The 19,316-nt window shown below is 67.1% G+C and carries 15 protein-coding genes; 8 read left to right on the plus strand and 7 right to left on the minus strand.

What is annotated here, in order from left to right:
- Positions 1–1,886 (minus strand): DNA gyrase subunit A (gyrA, locus tag GX414_00030; GenBank protein ID NLI45477.1); only part of this gene is annotated, 1,886 nt, incomplete at its 3' end.
- 164 nt (positions 1,887–2,050) lie between these two features.
- On the minus strand, positions 2,051–3,481 hold the full coding sequence (locus GX414_00035) for a radical SAM protein (protein NLI45478.1): 1,431 nt from the start codon (positions 3,479–3,481) through the stop codon (positions 2,051–2,053).
- A 202-nt stretch (positions 3,482–3,683) separates the two neighbouring features.
- On the opposite strand from GX414_00035, the gene amrB reads away from it, so the two are divergent.
- Positions 3,684–4,484 (plus strand): AmmeMemoRadiSam system protein B, encoded by an 801-nt coding sequence (gene amrB, locus GX414_00040; protein NLI45479.1) that lies wholly within the window; start codon positions 3,684–3,686, stop codon positions 4,482–4,484.
- A gap of 135 nt (positions 4,485–4,619) precedes the next feature.
- Here the strand turns inward: amrB and GX414_00045 are convergent, their stop codons facing one another.
- Positions 4,620–5,000 carry an isochorismatase family protein gene (locus tag GX414_00045; protein NLI45480.1) on the minus strand — a complete coding sequence of 127 codons (381 nt, stop codon included), beginning with the start codon at positions 4,998–5,000 and terminating at the stop codon, positions 4,620–4,622.
- A complete protein-coding gene (locus tag GX414_00050; protein NLI45481.1) occupies positions 4,997–5,245 on the minus strand; it encodes an isochorismatase family protein in 249 nt (82 codons plus the stop codon). The genes GX414_00045 and GX414_00050 overlap by 4 nt, the downstream gene beginning before the upstream one ends.
- A gap of 446 nt (positions 5,246–5,691) precedes the next feature.
- Between GX414_00050 and GX414_00055 the strand changes: the two genes are divergently transcribed.
- The 4 genes from GX414_00055 to rimO all read left to right on the plus strand — a co-directional run bounded on the left by GX414_00055 (position 5,692) and on the right by rimO (position 11,324).
- The gene (locus GX414_00055; protein NLI45482.1) at positions 5,692–6,942 is read left to right on the plus strand and encodes an efflux RND transporter periplasmic adaptor subunit; all 1,251 of its coding nucleotides are present in this window, start codon (positions 5,692–5,694) and stop codon (positions 6,940–6,942) included.
- Positions 6,939–8,288, plus strand: coding sequence for an ABC transporter permease (locus GX414_00060; protein NLI45483.1), 1,350 nt, complete (start codon positions 6,939–6,941; stop codon positions 8,286–8,288). Before GX414_00055 ends, GX414_00060 begins: the two co-directional genes overlap by 4 nt.
- Before the next feature lie 46 nt (positions 8,289–8,334).
- On the plus strand, positions 8,335–9,591 hold the full coding sequence (locus GX414_00065) for an FtsX-like permease family protein (GenBank protein ID NLI45484.1): 1,257 nt from the start codon (positions 8,335–8,337) through the stop codon (positions 9,589–9,591).
- Positions 9,592–9,983: 392 nt separating this feature from the next.
- On the plus strand, positions 9,984–11,324 hold the full coding sequence (rimO, locus tag GX414_00070) for a 30S ribosomal protein S12 methylthiotransferase RimO (GenBank protein NLI45485.1): 1,341 nt from the start codon (positions 9,984–9,986) through the stop codon (positions 11,322–11,324).
- Between the two features lie 288 nt (positions 11,325–11,612).
- Here the strand turns inward: rimO and GX414_00075 are convergent, their stop codons facing one another.
- The 3 genes from GX414_00075 to GX414_00085 form a co-directional block, all read right to left on the minus strand.
- Positions 11,613–13,115, minus strand: coding sequence for a hypothetical protein (locus tag GX414_00075; protein ID NLI45486.1), 1,503 nt, complete (start codon positions 13,113–13,115; stop codon positions 11,613–11,615).
- Positions 13,116–13,279: 164 nt separating this feature from the next.
- A complete protein-coding gene (locus GX414_00080) occupies positions 13,280–14,806 on the minus strand; it encodes a hypothetical protein (GenBank protein NLI45487.1) in 1,527 nt (508 codons plus the stop codon).
- 149 nt (positions 14,807–14,955) lie between these two features.
- The gene (locus tag GX414_00085; GenBank protein NLI45488.1) at positions 14,956–15,366 is read right to left on the minus strand and encodes a biopolymer transporter ExbD; all 411 of its coding nucleotides are present in this window, start codon (positions 15,364–15,366) and stop codon (positions 14,956–14,958) included.
- A gap of 246 nt (positions 15,367–15,612) precedes the next feature.
- On the opposite strand from GX414_00085, the gene GX414_00090 reads away from it, so the two are divergent.
- The 3 genes from GX414_00090 (at position 15,613) to GX414_00100 (ending at position 19,274) form a co-directional block, all read left to right on the plus strand.
- Entirely contained in the window at positions 15,613–16,836 is a 1,224-nt protein-coding gene (locus tag GX414_00090) for a twin-arginine translocation signal domain-containing protein (GenBank protein NLI45489.1), read from the plus strand.
- Positions 16,837–17,004: 168 nt separating this feature from the next.
- Entirely contained in the window at positions 17,005–18,252 is a 1,248-nt protein-coding gene (locus GX414_00095; protein ID NLI45490.1) for a cysteine desulfurase-like protein, read from the plus strand.
- A 29-nt stretch (positions 18,253–18,281) separates the two neighbouring features.
- On the plus strand, positions 18,282–19,274 hold the full coding sequence (locus GX414_00100; protein NLI45491.1) for a DUF1722 domain-containing protein: 993 nt from the start codon (positions 18,282–18,284) through the stop codon (positions 19,272–19,274).
- Positions 19,275–19,316: the final 42 nt, after the last annotated feature.

The raw sequence follows: 19,316 nt of genomic DNA on the forward strand, positions 1-19,316 counted from the left end.
AGCGGCGTCTTCTTGATGATGCCGGCGGCCGTGGCCAGCACGACGTACTCCTGTTCGGAGAATTCCTTCACCGGGATGATGTCGGCGATCTTTTCCTCCGAATCCATCTTGACCAGGTTGACGACGGGGCGGCCCTTGCCGGCGGTGCCCACCTCGGGGATGCTGTAAACCTTGAGCCAATGCACCTTGCCCCGGTCGGTGAAGACCAGCAGGTAGCTGTGGTTGGAGGCGACGAAGGCGTGCTCGGTGAAGTCGGTGGCGTGGGTGGTCATGCCGCGGCGCCCTTTGCCGCCCCGCCGCTGGACGCGGTAGGTGGAGGCGGGGATGCGCTTGATGTAGCCCGTGTGCGAGATAGTGATGAGCGAGTCGTCGTCGGGGATCAGGTCCTCGATCTGGAGCTCGGCCTCCTCGTCGACGATGCTCGTGCGGCGCTTGTCGGCGTACGTTTTCTTCAAGGCCAGCAGTTCGTCCTTGATCAGATTCATGAGCTTGAACGGGCTGGCCAGGATTTCCTCCAGGTCGGCGATGAGCTTGAGGGTCTGGCGGTACTCCTCGAGAATCTTCTCGCGCTCGAGGTTGGTCAGGCGCTGGAGGCGCATGTCGAGGATGGCCTGGGCCTGGACGTCGCTGAACTTGAAGCGCGCCATCAGCCGCTCCTTGGCCTCGGCCGGCGTCTTGGAGTTGCGGATGAGCTTGATCACCTCGTCCAGGTGGTCCAGGGCGATCTTGAGTCCCTCGAGGATATGCGCGCGCTCCTTGGCCTTGCGCAGCTCGTAGCGCGTGCGGCGGGTGACCACCTCGCGGCGGTGGTCCAGGAAGATGACGAGCGAGTCGCGCAGGTTCAGCAGCTTGGGCTGGTTCCGGTCGATGGCCAGCAGGTTGATCCCGAAGCTGGTTTGCAGATTGGTGTGCTTGTACAGGTTGTTCAGGATAATCGCCGGCTCGACATCGCGGCGCAGCTCGATGACGATGCGCATCCCCTCGCGGTCGCTCTCATCGCGCAGGTCGGTGATCCCGTCCACTTTGCGGTCCTTGACCAGGTTGGCGATCTGCTCGATGAGCTTGCTCTTGTTCACCTGGTAAGGGATCTCGGTGACCACCAGCGCCTCGCGGCCCTTGGTAAGCTCCTCAACGGCCACCCGCGCCCGCAGCTTGAGGATGCCGCGGCCGGTGCGGTACGCCTCGCGGATCCCGGCCCGGCCGTAGATGAACGCGGCGGTGGGAAAGTCGGGGCCGGGGATGAACGTCATCAGCTCGTCGACGGGGGATTCAGGGTGCTCGATGAGATGGACCAGGGCGTTGACCACCTCGCCCAGATTGTGGGGCGGGATGTTGGTGGCCATGCCCACGGCGATGCCGGCCGAGCCGTTGACCAGCAGGTTGGGCAGTTTCGAGGGCAGCACCAGCGGTTCGGTCAGAGACTCGTCATAGTTGGGGCCGAAATCGACCGTTTCCTTGTCGATATCGGCGAGCATCTCCTCGGCCAGCCGCGACATCCGGATCTCGGTGTAGCGCATGGCTGCGGCGGAGTCGCCGTCGACGGAGCCGAAATTTCCCTGGCCGTCTACCAGCGGGCAGCGCATGGAGAAGTCCTGCTCCATGCGGACGATGGCGTCGTAGACGGCCACGTCGCCGTGGGGGTGATATTTACCGATGACGTCGCCGACGATGCGGGCGCTCTTCTTGTACGGCTTCGAGTGGGAGTTGCCCAGCTCGTTCATGGCGTGGAGGATGCGCCGGTGGACCGGCTTAAGGCCGTCGCGGGCGTCGGGGAGCGCGCGGCCGATGATGACCGACATGGCGTAATCGAGGTACGACTTCTTGATTTCGTCCTCGATGTTGACCTGGACGAGGTTTTCGAGGGGCAGCTGATCCTTCTGTTCCATGGGGATGATTCCTTTGAATTCGGGCCGTTTGGGCGCCGGCTATAAACAAAGCATTTTACGCCAAATCAGTCCCAAAAACCAGCGCCATTCCCGCTGACGGCGTTCGTCTGCAAGATGGTGAAAACCGGGCGCCGGGGCGGCGGCCGGCCGCCGCCGCCGACCCTTCAGGGTTCCTCGGGAGGCGTGAGGGGGGCGGTGCGGCGCTGCCGGAGAGCCGGCAGGAGGTATTTGCCCAGACCGCGCAGGTACTTGACGGCCACGCCGGGACGCAGCAGGCTGGTCAGGAGGCGCCCCAGGCGCCGGGGCCGGGTGTAGAACAGGAAGTAGGCCAGGTAGTACAACCGCCGGAGGGTGCGCAGGCTGATCTCACGGGTCTGGATGTGGGGGGTGGTGACGTCCATGTCGTCGGCCAGCATGCGGGTGGCCAGCCCCTGCGCCACGGTGAGGTTGTGGAGCTCGGTGCCGGGGTAGGGAGTGGCAAAAGCGAAGAAGGCGTAGTCGAGCTCGGAGCGGCGGGCGAAGCGGATGGTTTGCCAGACATCGGCGGTCGTTTCGCCGGGGAAGCCCATCATGAAGAAACCGTGGGTCACCAGGCGGTGCCGTCGGGCCAGGCGCAGAAACGCCTCGACCCGGTCGAGGCGGAGGTTCTTGCGAATGAGCTGCTGGATCCTCGGGCTGCCCGTTTCGACGCCGATGGTGATGGAGTGGGCGCCGGCGGCCACCATCGCCTCGATGAGCGGCTCGTCCATCCGGTCGGCCCGGATGCCGTTGGGAAACTGCAGGCCGACGCGCATGCCCGAATCCACGATGAGCTCGCAGATGCGCCGGGCCCGCGCCAGGTCCATGGTGAAGTTGTCGTCATAGATCAGGAACTCGCGGACGCCGTACGCGTCATACAGGTGGCGCATCTCGGCCACGACGTGCTCGGGCGACCGCGGGCGGAAACCCTTGCCGAACAGGTTGTGGCAGTAGATGCAGTGGTAGGGGCAGCCCCGGCTGGTGAAGATCTGGAACGGCCGCGGATGGCGGCTGGGGGAGCCCGGGATCTCCAACTCGAAGTAGCTCTCCATGGGGAAGAGATGATAGGCCGGCCACGGCAGGTCGTCCGGCGAGGGGAGGTCGGTCTCCGGCGGGTTGTGCGTGACGATGCCGTCACGCTTGAATGACAGGCTGCCCACCGCGTCGAGGCCGCCGCCGCGGCCGAGGGCGTCCAGCAGTTTGAGGAAGGGCCGTTCACCCTCGCCGCGGATGACGAAGCGCACCCCGGCGAGGGCCAGGACCCGGTCCGGGGCGATGGACGGGTGGGCGCCGCCGAACACCATGGGTGTGTCCGGGGCAAGGGTGTGGACCCGCGCCGCGGCGGCTACGGCCCCCAGATACTGGACGCTCATGCAGCTGATGCCCACCAGGTCGAAGCGCTCGGCGGCCAGGGCGTCGGCGAGCACGGCCTCCCAGTCCTTGTGCAGGATCAGATCCAGGGCGCGGACCCGGTGACCCGCCGCTTCGGCGGCCGCGGCCAGGTAGGCGATACCGATGGGGAAACCCGCCGGGCGGTACCGGGTGTCGTAATGGGGGCGCAGCAGCAGGAGGTTCATGACGGTTTCATCTCGCCGATCGGTGCAACGGGTCAGCGGAATTCTACCACGGTTGCCAGCCCCGGGGCATCGTTTCGGGGGGCGCGCCGCCGGCCCGGAGCGGCGGGCCGGCGATCCGCGGCGCCGGCCGGTGGTATAATGAAAGCAAGTTTCTGCGGGGGAGGACAGGCGGAGACGGCCTGTCCAGGAGGTGGTGATGGCGATGCGCATGCCGGCGGTGGCCGGGCGATTCTATCCGGGTTCCCGCCAGGCGCTCCTGACCGATCTCGACCGGTACACCGTGGCGGCCGACAAGCGGCTGGCCGCCAGAGGCATCGTGGCGCCTCACGCCGGTTACATGTACTCCGGAGCCGTGGCCGGTGCGGTGTACGGTGCGGTGCAAGTGCCGGGGCGCCTGGTGATCCTGTGCCCCAATCACACGGGCCTCGGCGGGGCGCTCGCGATGATGGGGAGCGGCGTCTGGCGCACGCCGTTGGGCGACGCGGCCATCGACGAGGCGCTGGCGGCGGCGCTGGCGCACGCGCTGCCCGAGCTGGCCGACGACGAGTCGGCGCACCGGTTCGAACACTCCCTGGAGGTCCAGCTGCCGTTCATCCAACGCCAGAAACCCGAGGCGCGGTTCGTGCCGGTGTGCGTGGGCACGGCGAACCTGGCGCTGCTCCTGCGGCTGGGCGACGCGCTGGCCGCGGCGGTGACTGCGGCCGGCGAGCCGGTGCTGCTGGTGGCCAGCTCCGACATGACCCACTACGAATCCGCCCAGAACGCCCGCCGCAAGGACACGCTGGCCGTGGAGCGGATGGAGGCGCTGGATCCGGAAGGGCTGGCCGCGGTGGTGCGACGCGAGTCCATCTCCATGTGCGGCTGGGCGCCGGCGGTGGCGGTGATGCAGGCGTGCAGGAAACTGGGGGCGACGCGGGGCCGGCTCATCCGCTATGCCACCTCGGGTGACGTGACCGGGGACCAGAGCAGCGTCGTGGGCTACGCCGGCGTGGCCTTCGTCTAAACGGGGAATCGGTGAGTCGGGAGACGAGAGACGAGAGACGGATCAACCCTCAACGATCAACCATTTCCAACCTGCGAACCTGCGAACCTGCGAACCTGCGAACCTGCAAACCCATTAATCAACCATCAACCTGTCCTACCGTACGAGTTTTGAGATCGCCTTGAACGTGGCGTCGCCGGCGCGGGCCTGAAGCTGGAACAGGACGATCTCCGTGGTGGTGACCACGGCCCCGGCGGCGGCCAGCAGCCCCAGCCCGGCCTCGTGGTTCTCGGGACGACGGCTGGAGGTCGCGTCCCGGACGACATGGACAAAGAAACCCTCCTGCAGCAGATCCAGGGCGGTCTGGAGAACGCAGATGTGGGTCTCGATGCCGCAGAGGATGACGTGGCTCCGGCCGCGGTCGCGCAGCCAGGCCGCCAGCGGCAGGTCGGTGCAGCAGCTGAACGCGAGCTTGGCGGCCGGCGCGGCCGTCTGGGCGTGGGGGGTGAGCGCCATCGCCTCCAGCGTCTCGCTCATCCGCCGGGCGCGGCCGTCTGGGCGTGGGGGGTGAGCCGGGCCACGGTGGGACCGAGGCCTTGCGGGTACTGTTCGGTGAAGAAGACGGGGCCGTCGAGGATATCGAATCCCACCAGGAGACGTTCGGTGTTGGTCAGCACCGTCTCCAAGCGGGCCGGGTCCATGGCGGCGGCCAGGCGCTCCTGGATGTCGATGACCACCAGGGCGGTGTTGGGGCGCTCCAGTCGAAAAGGCGTCAGATCCATGGCGTCGCTCCTTGGCGCAGGAATCGAGAGTCGGGGGCATTACACCCGGAAGATGGTACGGTACCGGCTGTGGGGCATTTTATCAGACAATCCATTTCATGCGGAGGCACCGAAGCGGAGACAGGACGCTGCACGGCGGCGCGGAGGCATAGCGGATTCATTCCTTCAAACCTTCAAATCGTCTGAAGCCTTCGCTGCGTCACCACCGCCGGGGGTGAGAACGCGTCCCTGATTACGCGCACGATTACGATTACGATTCGCGGGCACGACAGCCGATGTCCGGAGTCCGATGTCCGCATTATGGGAACGAGCCTCTAGCCTCGAATCTCAAGCCTCGATTACGATTTCGAGCACGAACCCTTAACCCATGACCGGTCATGCAACCGCAATGAACATTTCCGTCGTAAAAATCGTTATTCTCATTGATCCTGCGAGGAGGTCCGGTCATGGCCAATCGAAAAGGGAGCACCGCCCTGCGCATCGTCACCGTGGTGGTGATCATCGGGATTTTGGGCGGCGTGTACACCACGTTCAGCATTCTGTTCCGCCGCGACGAGTCGATTCCGGCGGAGAAGATCACCACGGTGGCACGCGGCGAGATGGTCCGCTCGGTGGTGGCCACGGGGAAAATTGAACCGGTGTCCAAGATCGACATCAAGTCGAAGGCGAGCGGCATCATTCGCTTCCTGTACGTGGACGACGGCGACCATGTCCGCGAAGGGCAGGTGCTGCTGGAACTGGACCGCGAGCAGCTCGAAGCGTCGCGCCGCGAGGCCCACGCCAACATGATGGCCCGCAAGGCGATGCTGGAAAAGGCCGAGGCCGAGGTCCGCTCCACGGCACTGGCGCTGGAACGCGCCCGCGAGGAGGCCGAGAGCCGCGACCTGGAGTTCGTGCGCCGGGAGTGGGAGCGGATGAAGTCGCTCTACGAGGACAACCTCATCTCCAAGGCTGATCTGGACGCGACCGAGCAGCGGTGGCGGGCGGAACAGGTCCGCGACAAGGTGCTGCAGCGAAACGTGCTGCTCCGTGAAAGCGAGCACATCACCGCCCAGAAGGCGGTCCACCAGGCTCAGGCCGACCTGTACGCCGCCGAGGCCGCGCTGCAGCGCGCCGAGGAGGAGCTGGCCAACGCCACGCTCCGCAGCCCCATCAACGGCATGGTCCTGAAGCGTTACCTCGAGGTCGGTGACGCGGTGAGCTCCATCCTCCAGCTCGGCTACAACGCCACCCTGGTGATGACCATCGGCGACACCCGCGACCTCTACTTCAGGGGCGCGGTTGACGAAAGCGACGTGGGTCAGGTGCGGGTGGGCCTGCCGGTGAACATCACCGTCGAGACCTATCGGGACAAGATCTTCCCAAGCGAGGTGACGCTCATCTCCCCAATGGGCCAGGAGCGCGACAACGTGACCCGGTTCGAGGTGCGGGTCCGCATCCCCGGCGAGACGACGGGCCTCCGCGCCAATATGAGCGCCAATGCCGAGGTCATCCTGGAAAAGAAGGGCGGCGTGCTCATCATCTCCGAGACCGCCCTGGTGTACGATGAACGGAAGGCGTCCTTCGTGGACCGGGTCACCGGCGAGGGCGACCGTCAGAAGGTGGATCGCGTGTCCGTGAAGGTGGGCATCAGCAACGGCTCCCGCGTGGAGCTGCTCGAGGGATTGAAGGAAGGCGAGCGGGTGGTGCTGCAGTGACGACGACCGCGCCCCAGCAGTCCCGCCGGCCGGCTGCGGGCGCCGCGCGCCCCGGCGGCGGCGATCGGGCGGCGGGGCGCAGATTCTCATTCTCGCTGCGGGAAATCGTCCGCGAAACCGTGGCCGACCTCCGGCAGAACAAGCTCCGCGCCTTCCTGACCATGCTGGGCATCGCCTGGGGTGTGGCGTCGCTCATCATCCTCACCGCCATCGGCGAGGGGATGAGCCGGGGGATGCGCGACAAAAACGAACTGCTGGGCAAGAACATCATCATCGTCTGGGGCGGTATGACCAGCCTGCCGGGCCCGGGCATCCGGCCGGGCAAGCCGGTGCGCCTGACGGTCGAGGATTACGAGGCGGTGCGGCGGGAGGCGTACTGGGTGGTCCGCTGCTCCCCGGAGCTGGACCGCAGCGACCTGACCAGCGTCTCGGACCTGAACCGGGGCAACTTCGACGTCCACGGCGTGCTCGCCGACTACATGCTCATGCGCAGCATGCGCGTGGCCAAGGGGCGGCTGCTGGCCGAGCACGATATGCGCACCGCCGCGCGGGTCTGCCTCATCGGCGAGGAGGTGGACCGGCAGATGTTCAACGGACGGGCGCAGCCAGGCGACCGGCTGGCCATCGGCGGGCTGGACTATCGGGTGGCGGGCGTGCTGCTGCGCAAGGACCAGAACAACAACTACAGCGGTCCCGACAACCGCAAGATCTTCGTCCCGTTCCCGGCCATGCGGCGCGACTTCCCGTACGGCGACTCGCCGCTGGGCGACCGCCACATCGCCGACATCATCGCCCAGCCCGCCGCGGTCGAGACGGCCGAGGCGGCGGAGGTCCAGATCCGCCAGGTCATCGGCCGGCGGAAGCTGTTCGACCCCCTCGACGAGGACGCGCTCCCCATCTGGAACACGGCCACCCAGAACCGGCTGATCAACCAGATCTTCGTCTCGATGCAGATCTTTCTGGGCTTCGTGGCGGTGGTGACGCTGCTGCTGGGCGGCATCGGCGTCATGAACATCATGCTGGTGACGGTGCGGAGCCGCACCCGCGAAATCGGCCTGCGCAAGGCGGTGGGCGCCACGGCGCGCGACATCCTGGGGATGTTCTTCCTGCAGGCGCTGGCCATCGCCCTGTTCAGCGGCTCGGTGGGCTACATCGGCGCGCTGACCTTGTGTTACCTGATCAACCAGCTGCCGCTCCCCGACTTCTTTGCCGGCATGCTGGTGACGCCGTGGATGGGCGGGGCGGCGTTCGCCTTCCTGCTGTTCGTCGCGCTGGCCGCCGCCTATTATCCGTCCCAGACGGCGGCGGGGCTGGACCCGGTGGAGGCGCTGCGGTTTGAGGAATGATCCGGCCGGGCCGCCGGCCGGCGGGTTGGGCAACGGAGGCGATTCCATGCGATGGCTGGGCATCCTGAGTCAGGCGGTGCGGGCGGTCTGGGGCAACCAGGTCCGGACGGTGCTGACCGTGCTCGGGGTCACCTGGGGGATCATGTCGTTCATGATCCTGATGGCATACGGCGACGGCTTCCAGCGGGCGATGAACCTGGGCCTGAGCTATTTCGGCGATTACGTCGTGGTGATCTGGAACGGGCAGACCAGTCTGCAGGCGGGCGGCCAGAAGGCCGGCCGGGCCATCGCCATGGAGTCGCGCGACGTCGAGATGCTCCGCCAGGACGCCACCCTGATCAAGAAGGTCAGCGGCGAGGTGTTCCGCCGCTACAAGGTGGTGTACGAGCAGCGGGTCAATACCGCCGGCATCCGGGCGGTGGAGTCGTGCTACGGCGACATCCGCGGCATGTTCATCGAGGACGGACGGTTCTTCACCGACGAGGAGAACCGCCAGCTGACCCGGGTCGCCGTGCTGGGCTACGAGATCAAGCGGCGCCTCTTCAGCCAGGCGCCGGCGGTGGGCCGGGAGATCCGCATCCAAGGCGTCCCGTTCCAGGTGGTGGGGGTGCTGCACAAGAAGGTGGCCATCTCCAACTATTTCCAGCCCGACGACCAGTGCATCATGATTCCCATCCGGACCATGGGGGTGCTCACCGACACCCGCTACCTCAGCGTCATGGTCTGGCAGCCGGTGAGCCCCCTGCTGGAGGACAAAGCCCGGCAGCAGTTCATGACTCTCATGGGCGCCCGCCACCATTTCCAGCCGGCAGACGACAAGGCGCTCACTTATCACAGCTACTCCGAGGTCAAGGCGATCCTCGACGGCATGACCGGCGCCGTGAAGGTGACCGTGTTCCTGGTGGGGCTGATCACCCTGGGGATCGGCGGCGTGGGCGTCATGAACATCATGCTGCTGTCGGTGCGGAGCCGCACACGGGAGATCGGCACTCTGATGGCGCTCGGAGCCAAGCGGCGCCACGTGATCGCCCAGTTCCTGGCCGAGACCTTCCTGATGACCCTGATGGGCGGTGCGCTGGGATTCCTGTTCGCCAGCCTGGTCACCCGGCTCATCGGCGGCATCCCGTTCCTGAGCAACATCTTTGACGATCCCACCGGGCAGGGGGACATCTACTTGATCATCACCGCGGCCAGCTTCGTGGTGGCGCTGGTGACGCTGGGCGCCATCAGCCTGGTGTTCGGGCTCTGGCCGGCGCTCCAGGCGGCGCGGCAGGATCCCATTGAAGCGCTGCGGTACGAATAGCCAGCCCTCGCCGGACAAGCGGACAGAACCCCCATTTGTCATTGATCATTTTTCATTGGTCATTCTTCGTTTGTCATTGAATGGTTATTGCTGATTGCCTCTTGTTGTTGGCTGTTTGGAGGCGAGGGGAACCGTACGGATTATGGTGTTCATGCCGGATCGCCGATGTCCGAAATCCGACGATTGGGAACAAGCCGCGAGCCTCGATTACGGATCACGGTGACAATCGCAAAGTACGATCACGGGTACGAACCATCAACCATCACGATCAGCCGGCAACTGTTTCAGGCCTGCGAACCTGTGAACTTGCGATTCCGTGAACCTCCAACGTTCCAACCTTCAAACAATGTCCGGCGCGAAGTCGATCCTGCTATAATGCGCCCGGAGCGTCCATGGACATCTGCCTCATCAGCCTCGGCTGCCCGAAGAACACCGTCGACAGCGAGCTCATGCTCGGCTGCTTGTTGGCAGCCGGCCACCGGATTGTCCCGGAGCCGGAGGCGGCCGATGTGGTCATCGTGAACACTTGCGGCTTCATCGACCCGGCCAAGGAGGAGTCGCTCGGCGCCATCCTGGAGGTGCTCCAGCTCAAGCGGCGGCGGCCGGGCCTGCGCGTCATCGCCGCCGGCTGCCTGCCCCAGCGCTACCGCGCGGAGCTCGAGCGTGAGATCCCCGAGCTTGACGCGCTCATGGGGGTGAACGACATCGCCCGCGTCGCGGAGATCGTCGCCGGCGCTCCGGCGCCGGCGCAAGCCCCCCTGTTCCTGCACGATTGGCGGACGCCCCGTCGCCGCATCACCCCCGCCCATATCGCCTACGTGAAGGTCTCCGAAGGGTGTTCCCACCGGTGCGCGTTCTGCGCCATCCCCGGGATCCGCGGCCCGTTCCGCAGCCGGCCTCCTGCCGACGTGCTGGCCGAGATCGCCGCGTTGGCCGCCGAGGGTGTCCGCGAGATCATCCTGATTGGGCAGGACACCACCGCCTACGGTCGCGACCTCGGCGGCGGCGCCTCGATCGCCGGCCTGCTCGCGGCGGCCGCGACCGTGCCCGGCGACTTCTGGGTGCGCCTCATGTACACCTATCCCACCGAGGTGGACGACCGGCTCCTCGAGGTCATGGCCGGTCATTCGAAAATCTGTCCGTACCTGGACATCCCGTTCCAGCATGCCCACCGAGACATCCTGCGGCGCATGCGCCGGTCGGGCGACGGCGGCGCCTACCTGCGGCTCCTGGAGCGGGCGCGCCGCGCGGTGCCGGAACTCGCGGTGCGCACCGCGCTCATCACCGGTTTCCCCGGCGAGCGACCGGCGCACTTCGACTATCTGCTGGAATTCGTCCGCGAGGCTCGCTTCGACCAGTTGGGCGTGTTCGTTTACTCCGACGAAGAGGGGACGCCGGCCCGTCACCTCGATGGCAAGGTCGCCGCGCGCACCGCCGCCCGGCGGCGCGACCGTCTGATGGCGGCGCAGCAGGAGGTGTTGGCGGACAAAGCATCGGCATGGCTGGGTCGCGCGGTCCCCGTCATTGTGGACGGCTACACCGCCGACGCCGACTACCTGCTGCAAGCCCGCATGCCGCAGCAGGCGCCGGAAATCGACGGTGTCGTTTACCTGACCAACGGTTCCCTGGACAAGCTCAAACCGGGCGACGTCGTGACCGCGAGACTGAAAGAGTACGTGGGCTATGACTTCACGGCCGCGGTGATCCGTCCGCGTCGCTCGTCGCCGTCATAATCGTCTTTGTAATCATAATCGTGGTCGTCATCGAAGCTCGAGATTCGAGACCGGAGGCTCGTTCCCGTAACGCGGAAATCGGACATTGGAAACAGGACCTGGGATCTGGGACCTGGGTTCTGGATCCTGAATCATAAAACCGAGATTTCAGTGCCCATCACCTATACCCCCATTCACCGATCCACCGACTCACCGATTCACCCAGTCACCGACTCACCGATTCATCAAACACTCTCTGTGCCCTTCGTCTACACTGTGGTGAATAGTTGAACAACGGCCCATGCCTGGTCACTGCTTGCGCCGGATTTCACTGGCCTGCAGGAAGGTGTCCACGCGGGGGACGTAATCCAGATCGGTCGATTGGACGTAGATCGTGTCCTCGAAAAACAGCGGCACGCGGGGCATTTCGGCCATCACCCGGACCATGATGTCCTGGAGGGCGGCGCGCCGCTGTTTCTGGCTCCAATACCCGTTCAAACCCTCAATGAGATGGTCGATCTCCGGACTCACGAAGCGGCCGGGATTGTCCCGGCCGTAGTGTTCGCTGGGGGAATGAATCAGGTCGTCAAACAGGTCCGAGGCGTCGCCGGTGGTGGATGCGCCGCCCAGTAGAAAAAAAGGCGCCGTGTCCGACATCGGGAAGAATCGCTCCCGCGGCTGGGGGTCGAGGCGCAGGCGAATGCCCGCCGACGCCATCTGTCGTCGCAGCTCGTCGCCCATCTCGGCGCGCGTCTGGGGCACCAGCAGGGTCAACTCCACTCCGTCCGGATAGCCGGCCTCGGCCAGTAGGCGGCGGACCTCGACCGGGTCGTACGGCAGGGCGGGGAGCCCGGGGTGATATCCGAACACCGCTGGCGTCACGATCTGGTTGGCGGGGACGCCGTATCCGTGGAGCAGCTTCGTCACCAGCGCCGGGCGGTCCACGGCCAGAGCCAGGGCGCGGCGGACGCGGATATCATCGAACGGTTTTACCCGCGTGTCCAGCCCCAGGTAGCGGACCATCAGGCCCTGCTGGCGGATCACCCGCATCCCCGGCGCGGGGCGTGCGGAGAGCGAGGCGGCGACTTCGGGCATTACGCTCGTCGCGACGTCCGCCCTGCGGCCCCGGATGAGGGCTTCCGCCTCGGCGGCCGTGTCGAATCGGACGAGCCGGGCGGTGGCAAAGGCGGGCGGGTCCCCCCAATAGCCGCGGTAGGCGGCCAGGCGGATTTCCCGGCCGGCGGTCTCCGCGATGAAGCGGTACGGACCGGTGCCCACGGGCCGGCGGGCGAACGCATCCGCGCCCACCCGCTCGAAATACCGCCGGGGCAGGATGAAGACGGTGCGCAGCTTTTGCAGCAGCACGGGGTGGGGCCGGGTGGTGACGACCCGGACAGCGTGGTCGCCTTCGCAGGTGACGGCGGCAATGGTGGCACAGTTGCTGCGCAGGGCGGAGGCGGGATGGTCCCGCGCCCGCAGGATGGAAAAGACCACATCGTCGGCGCTCAGCGGCGTGCCGTCGTGAAATGTCACACCCCGGCGCAGGCGGAACAGCCAGGTGAGGGAGTCGGGATTCGCCCAGCTTACGGCCAGCAAGGGCACCAGCTTCATGTCGCGGTCAAAACCGGCCAGCCCCTCGAACAGGTTGGACTGCACCAGGAAGGAGAGGTTCTCTGCCTTTCTGTGGGGCACCAGCGTGAGCGGCATGCCGCGCAGGGCGATTACCACCTCGGATTTCGCCGGCGGCGGCGTGGTGCAGCCCGGGCTCAGCCAGACCATTGCCAGCAGCGCCAGTGCGCGCCAGCGACTCAAGATGAAGATCCTCACTCGACGCATGGTCCAGTACCAGCTGCAATCAAACGGTATGGGCGAAATAAATGCTGAACTGATTGTAACCGATTGGGCCGGGAAACGCCACGCAGCTGACGGCAGATCTGAGCCCCGCCCGTAAACTCCCACTCACCCGGTGCGGGTCATCAATCGCGTCGCCGGATCTCGCGCACCAGGACGTAATTGTCCACCCGGGGTGATCGGACGATGCCGACGGACTGCACAAACACGATGTCCTCGGCGATGAGCGGCACGCGGGGCATCTCGGCCATGGTTCGGACCATGGTCTCCTGCAGGGCGGCGAGACGCTGCGGCCGGTTCCAGAGCTCGCTCAGGCTCTCGATCAGGCGGTCAATCAACGGATTGTGGAAACGGCCGCCGTTGTCCCGGCCGTAAGTGCCGGTGGTCGAATGGATCATGTCCTCGAAGATATCGGAGGCGTCGCCGGTGTCCGACACGGCGCCCATCAGGAAGAACGGTGCCGTGTCCGCCGCCCGCCAGTATGCTTCGCGCTCGAGGGCGTTCAACTGAATGCGAAAACCCGCCGGCGCCATCTGCCGCCGGAGCTCTTCGCCGACGTCCTGGCGCTCCCGGGGGAGCAGCAGCGTGAGCGTCACGCCGTCCGGGTGGCCGGCCTCGGCCAGCAGCCGCCGGGCGCCATCGGGATCATACGGCAGCTCGGGCAGTCCGGGATTGAAGCCGAACACCGACTGGGACACATACTGGTTGGCCGGAGTGCCGTAGCCGTCGCGCAGCTTGCGCACCAGCGCCGCACGGTCGACGGCCAGGGACAGGGCGCGGCGAACGCGGACGTCCTGGAACGGTTGCACCCGGGTGTCCATGCCCAGGTACCGGATCAACAACCCGCGGTGACGGATGATTTCCATGCCCGCGACGGGCCGGGCCGAGAGGGCGGCTGCGGCGGCGGGAGGGATGTCGGCGGCCATGTCGGCCGCCCCGTCACGCAGAAGGGATACCACATCATCCGCGCTCCGAAATCGGATGAACCGCGCGGCGGTGAATTCGGGCGGACCGCCCCAGTAGGCGTCGTGGGCGGCCAGGCGGATCTCGTCGCCCGGAGTTTCGTTGACCAGACGGTACGGGCCGGTGCCGACGGGATTGCGGGTGAACGCCTCCTCCCCCAGCCGCTCGAACGTGCGGCGGGGCAGGATGAAGACGGTGCGCAACCGGTGGAGCAGCACCGGATCGGGCCGGGTGGTGGTGAGCCGGACCGTGAGATCGTCGATGCGGGTGACGGCGGCGATGACGGCGCAGTTGCTGTGCCGGACGGAGTTCGGGTCGTCCCGCGCGCGCAGGATGGAGAAGACCACGTCGTCGGCGGTCAGGGGGCTGCCGTCGTGGAACGCCACGCCCCGGCGCAGCCGGAACTGCCAGGTGAGCAGGTCGGGATTCTCCCAGCTGGCGGCCAGCAGGGGCACCACCTTCATGTCGCGGTCGAAGCCGGCCAGCCCCTCGAACAGATTGGACTGAACCATGGTGGTGATGGACTCGGCGCGGCGGTGGGGCATCAGTGTCAGCGGCATGCCGCGCAGGGCGATCACCACCTCGGATTTCTCCGATGGCGGCGTGGTGCAGCCCGGGGCGAACGCCAGCAACGCCAGCAACGCCACCCCCCCGAGCCAGCCGGAAAGAGTTCCTGCGGTTCGCGACATGATTCCGTGCCGGACGCGATGCGATCAGATTTCCCAACCGATGTCTGAATCAATTGTAAACGATGGGCACGGAAAACGCCAAGTGGAATCGTACGCCCGGGCGCCGGCTGGGTCAGTCGACGGGCGGCGGGCCGGGTGCGTCCTCGGGATCAGGGCAGAGCCGTGGTGTCAGGCGGCATCCGCAGCATGAGCGCCACGGGCTGATCCACGCCGGCTGCGCGCGCGCGGTCGGCCAGCCGGATGATGTCGCCGTAAAAGACCCCGGACCCGCCGCAGAGAAACACCTGATAGCGGTCCACCTGCGCCGTCCGCGCCTGCAGCTCGGGCTCGAGCCGGGCCGCCGCCACGGGCCGGCCGCTGATGGCGACGGCGTCGTCGACCCCGGCTTCGAGGACGATGGCGAAGGGACCCGGGGGCGGCGGCGCATCCTCCGTCAGCGGATCCGCAGGCAGGCGCACCGGGATGCCGTGGCTGGTGAAGGGTGTGATGACCATGAAGATGATGAGCAGCACCAGCAGGATGTCGATGTACGGCGTCACGTTGATAGCGCGAACATTCATGGCCGCCTCCCTTGGCTGGCGCTCAGCGCGCCGGTGGTGCGGCGCCGTCCGTCCGTCCGTTCCGGTCTTAAACCGTACTGACCCGCGGCGGGACGCAAAGTTCCCGGAGCCACCGCCGGCCGGGATGGTCTGTGCTGGTGCCGAACATTCTGCTGTTGGCGTTTTCGTTTTTTCTTTGGGATAATACGAGCCGGGTTCATGGACCCGAACGGCGAACGACCACCCACCGCTATTCAGGGAGGACCTATGGATCGAGATGAACGCCTGCGCAACCGCCGCGATTTTCTGAAGGTCGGGGCCGCCGGAGTGGCCGGCGCCGTGCTGATGCCTCACGTGTTGGGGCAGGAGTCCGCGTCGGGCGCGCCGCCGGTCAAACCCGGCGCGTTCCCCTGCCGCGTGCTGGGCCGGACCGGCCTGAAGCTGCCCGTCGTGAGCATGGGGGTGATGAACGCGGACAACCCGAACCTCGTCCGGGCGGCGCTCGATGCCGGCATCGTCCATCTGGATACCGCCCACGGCTACCAGCGCGGTCGCAACGAGGAGATGATCGGCGGCGTGCTCAAAGGCCGCCCCCGCGACTCCTTCGTCATCGGCACCAAGGTGCGCGCCGACGGTGAGGACCGCAGCACCGGCCGGTTCACTGCCGAGACCAGGCCCGAGCCGTTCGTGGAAAAGTTCGAACTCAGCCTCAAGCGCCTCGGCCTGGACCACGTGGACATCTTCTATCTCCACAACGTCTCCACCCGCGAGGCGGCGCTGTTCGAGCCGCTGCTCGCGGCCATGACCAGGCTCAAAGAGCAGGGGAAGGCGCGCTTCCTCGGGCTCAGCACTCACCGCAACGAGCCGGAGGTGATCCGCGCGGCGGTGGCGGGGAAGGTGCTTGACGTGGTGCTCACCGCCTACAACTTCCGCCAGCCCCACCTCGCGGACATGCACGCGGCAATGGCCGAGGCGGCCGCCGCCGGCATCGGCCTCGTGGCCATGAAGACCCAGGCCGGCGCCTACTGGGACAAGGAGCGGCAGCATCCGATCAACATGAAGGCGGCGCTCAAATGGGCGCTGCAAAACCCGCACGTGGGCACCGCCATCCCCGGGTTCACCACCTTCGACCAGATGGAAGAGGATCTGGCCGTGATGGCCGATCTGACGCTGTCACCGAAGGATCTGGACGACCTGAAGCAGGGTGAAAAGCTGGGCGTGACCGGCCTCTACTGCCGGCAATGCGGCGAATGCGTGGCCCTGTGCCGCCACGGCCTCGACATCCCGGCGGCCATGCGGGGCTACATGTACGCGTACGGCTACCGGAACCTGACCGAGGCCCGAACGACCGTGGCTGCGGCAGCGCTGCCCGCGGCCGCGTGCGGCGGCTGCGACCGCTGCACCGTGCGGTGCGCCATGGGCCACGACGTTCGCGGCCGCGTGGCCGACATCGCCCGCATCACCGCCATTCCGGAAGATTTCCTGGCGTGAGACCCGGCGGGATTTCGGGTAGACGCCCCGATCCCGAAACCTGAACTCCGAATCCCGAACACCGGGCCCCGCTCCGCAGCGCCTGGGGTTGTTGCCTGAATTCGATCCCATCCGGGACCGGCCCGTGGTAAGCTGGGGGCCGAATCGTCCCGCGCGGAGGCACCACCCATGACCGACGACCTGGAATCGCGCTTCCCCGACATCGCCGCCCGCCGGGCGGATTTCCCCGCGCTGGCCCGGCTGCACGAGGGCCGGCCACTGGCCCATTTTGACGGGCCGGGCGGCACCCAGGTGCCGCAGGCGGTGATCGACGCGGTGTCCGGCTACTACCGCACCGCCAACGCCAACACCCACGGCTTCTTCGTCACGACGGTGGAGACCGACCGGATGCTCCACGACGCTCGCGCCGCCATGGCCGACTTCCTCGGCGCCGACGACGCCCGCGACATCTCGTTCGGCGCCAACATGACCACCCTGGCCTGGGGGCTGGCGCACGCCTTCGCCCGCCGCTTCCAGCCGGGCGACGAGGTGCTCGTCTCGAACCTGGACCACGAGGCCAACCGGGGGCCGTGGCTCATGCTGCGCGAGCACGGCATGGTCGTGCGCGAGATCGCCATCCGCCCCGATGCCACTCTCGACTACGACGACTTCGCCGCCCAGGTCACGCCCCGCACCCGGCTGGTGGCCGTCGGCATGGCATCGAACGCATTCGGGACGGTGAACGACATCGCCCGTGCCCGGGAGCTGGCCTATCGCGCCGGCGCCTGGTTGCTGGTGGACGCCGTCCATTACGCGCCTCACTTTCCCCTGGACGTCCGGTCGCTCGGCGTGGACTTCCTGCTCTGCTCCGCCTACAAGTTCTACGGGCCCCATGTGGGGGTGCTATACAGCCGCAACGGGTTGCTGGACAGCTTGGCCACGGACCGGCTGCGCACCCAGGATCCCCGGGCACCCCACCGGATCGAGACGGGCACCCTGAACCACGCCGCCATCGCGGGCACGCTGGCCGCCGTGGATTACCTCGCCTCGCTCGGCGCCGGCGCCAGCCGCCGCGAGCGCGTGGTCGCCGCTCTGAACCGCGTGGCCGAATACGAGCGGGAGCTGGCCCAGCGCATCTGGCGCGGCCTGCAGCGCCTGCCGGCGGTGACCCTCGTGGGGCCGCCCTTCGGCACCGGCCGGCGGGCGCCTACTGTGTCGTTTGTCGTGGCGGGGCGGGAGGCGGCCGAGGTCTGCCGGCGGCTGGCCGAACGCGGGATCTGCGCCTGGGACGGACATTTCTACGCTATCCGGCCCATCGAGCTGCTGGGCCTGCTGGAGCACGGCGGCGTCACCCGGGTGGGGATCTCGCTCTACAACAGCGCCGAGGACGTGGACCGCCTGCTGGCGGCCATGGCCGAGATCGTCGCGGGTGCCTGAGGCCCGCCGGTGCACCAGGAGAGAAACCCATGAGCCCCAAACCAAAACCGGCACCCGATCCCGCGCACCTGGGCCCGCGGCTGCGCCTCGGCGTGAGCCGGTGCTTGCTGGGGGATGAGGTCCGCTACGACGGGCAGCACAAGCGTGACGAATTCCTGGTGGGCGTCTTGGGCCCCTATGTGGAGTGGGTGCCGGTGTGCCCGGAGGTGGAGATCGGCCTGCCCATCCCCCGCGAGAGCATGCGCCTGGTGGGCGACCCGGCCGCACCTCGGCTGGTGGCGCCGCGCTCCGGCGCCGACCACACGGAGCGAATGCAGACCTGGGCGGCGGGACGCCTCGACGAGCTGGCCGGCCTGGACCTGGTGGGCTTCGTCTTCAAGAAGGATTCGCCGAGCTCCGGTCTCTTCCGGGTCAAGGTGTACGGCGAGCAGGGCATGCCCGCCCGGACCGGCAGCGGCATCTTCGCCCGGGCCTTCACTGCGCGCTTCCCCGACCTGCCGGTGGAAGAGGAGGGGCGGCTCCATGACTGGCGCCTCCGCGAAAACTTCGTGGAGCGGATTTTCGTCGTGGCGCGGTGGCAGCAACTGCTGCGGGACAACCCGCGTCCGGCGGGCCTGGTCGCCTTTCACGCCGCGATCAAGCTGACGCTGCTGGCCCACAGTCCGGCGCACTACACCGAGCTCGGCCGCCTGGTGGCCGACGCCGGCCGGACGCCGTGGCCGGAGCTGGCGGCGCGGTACTTCAGCCGGCTCATGGACGGCCTGAAGGCGCTGGCCACGCCGCGCAAGCACGCCAACGTCTTTCATCACCTGATGGGCTTCCTCAAGGACCATCTCGACGCGGCCGACAAGGCTGAGCTGTTGGCGGCGGTCCAGGAATACCGCGACGGCCTGGTGCCCCACATCGTGCCGTTCACCTTGCTGCGGCACCATCTGGCCAAACATTCCGTCGGCGACTGGGTCCGCCGGCAGACCTACCTCAACCCCTACCCGAAAGAGATGATGCTCCGCAACCACGTCTAGCGGCGGCGCGCAGGCGCCTTCACATTTCTTTGGATAAATCGT

The sequence above is a fragment of the Acidobacteriota bacterium genome (assembly GCA_012517875.1).
Taxonomy (GTDB): Bacteria; Acidobacteriota; JAAYUB01; order JAAYUB01; family JAAYUB01; genus JAAYUB01.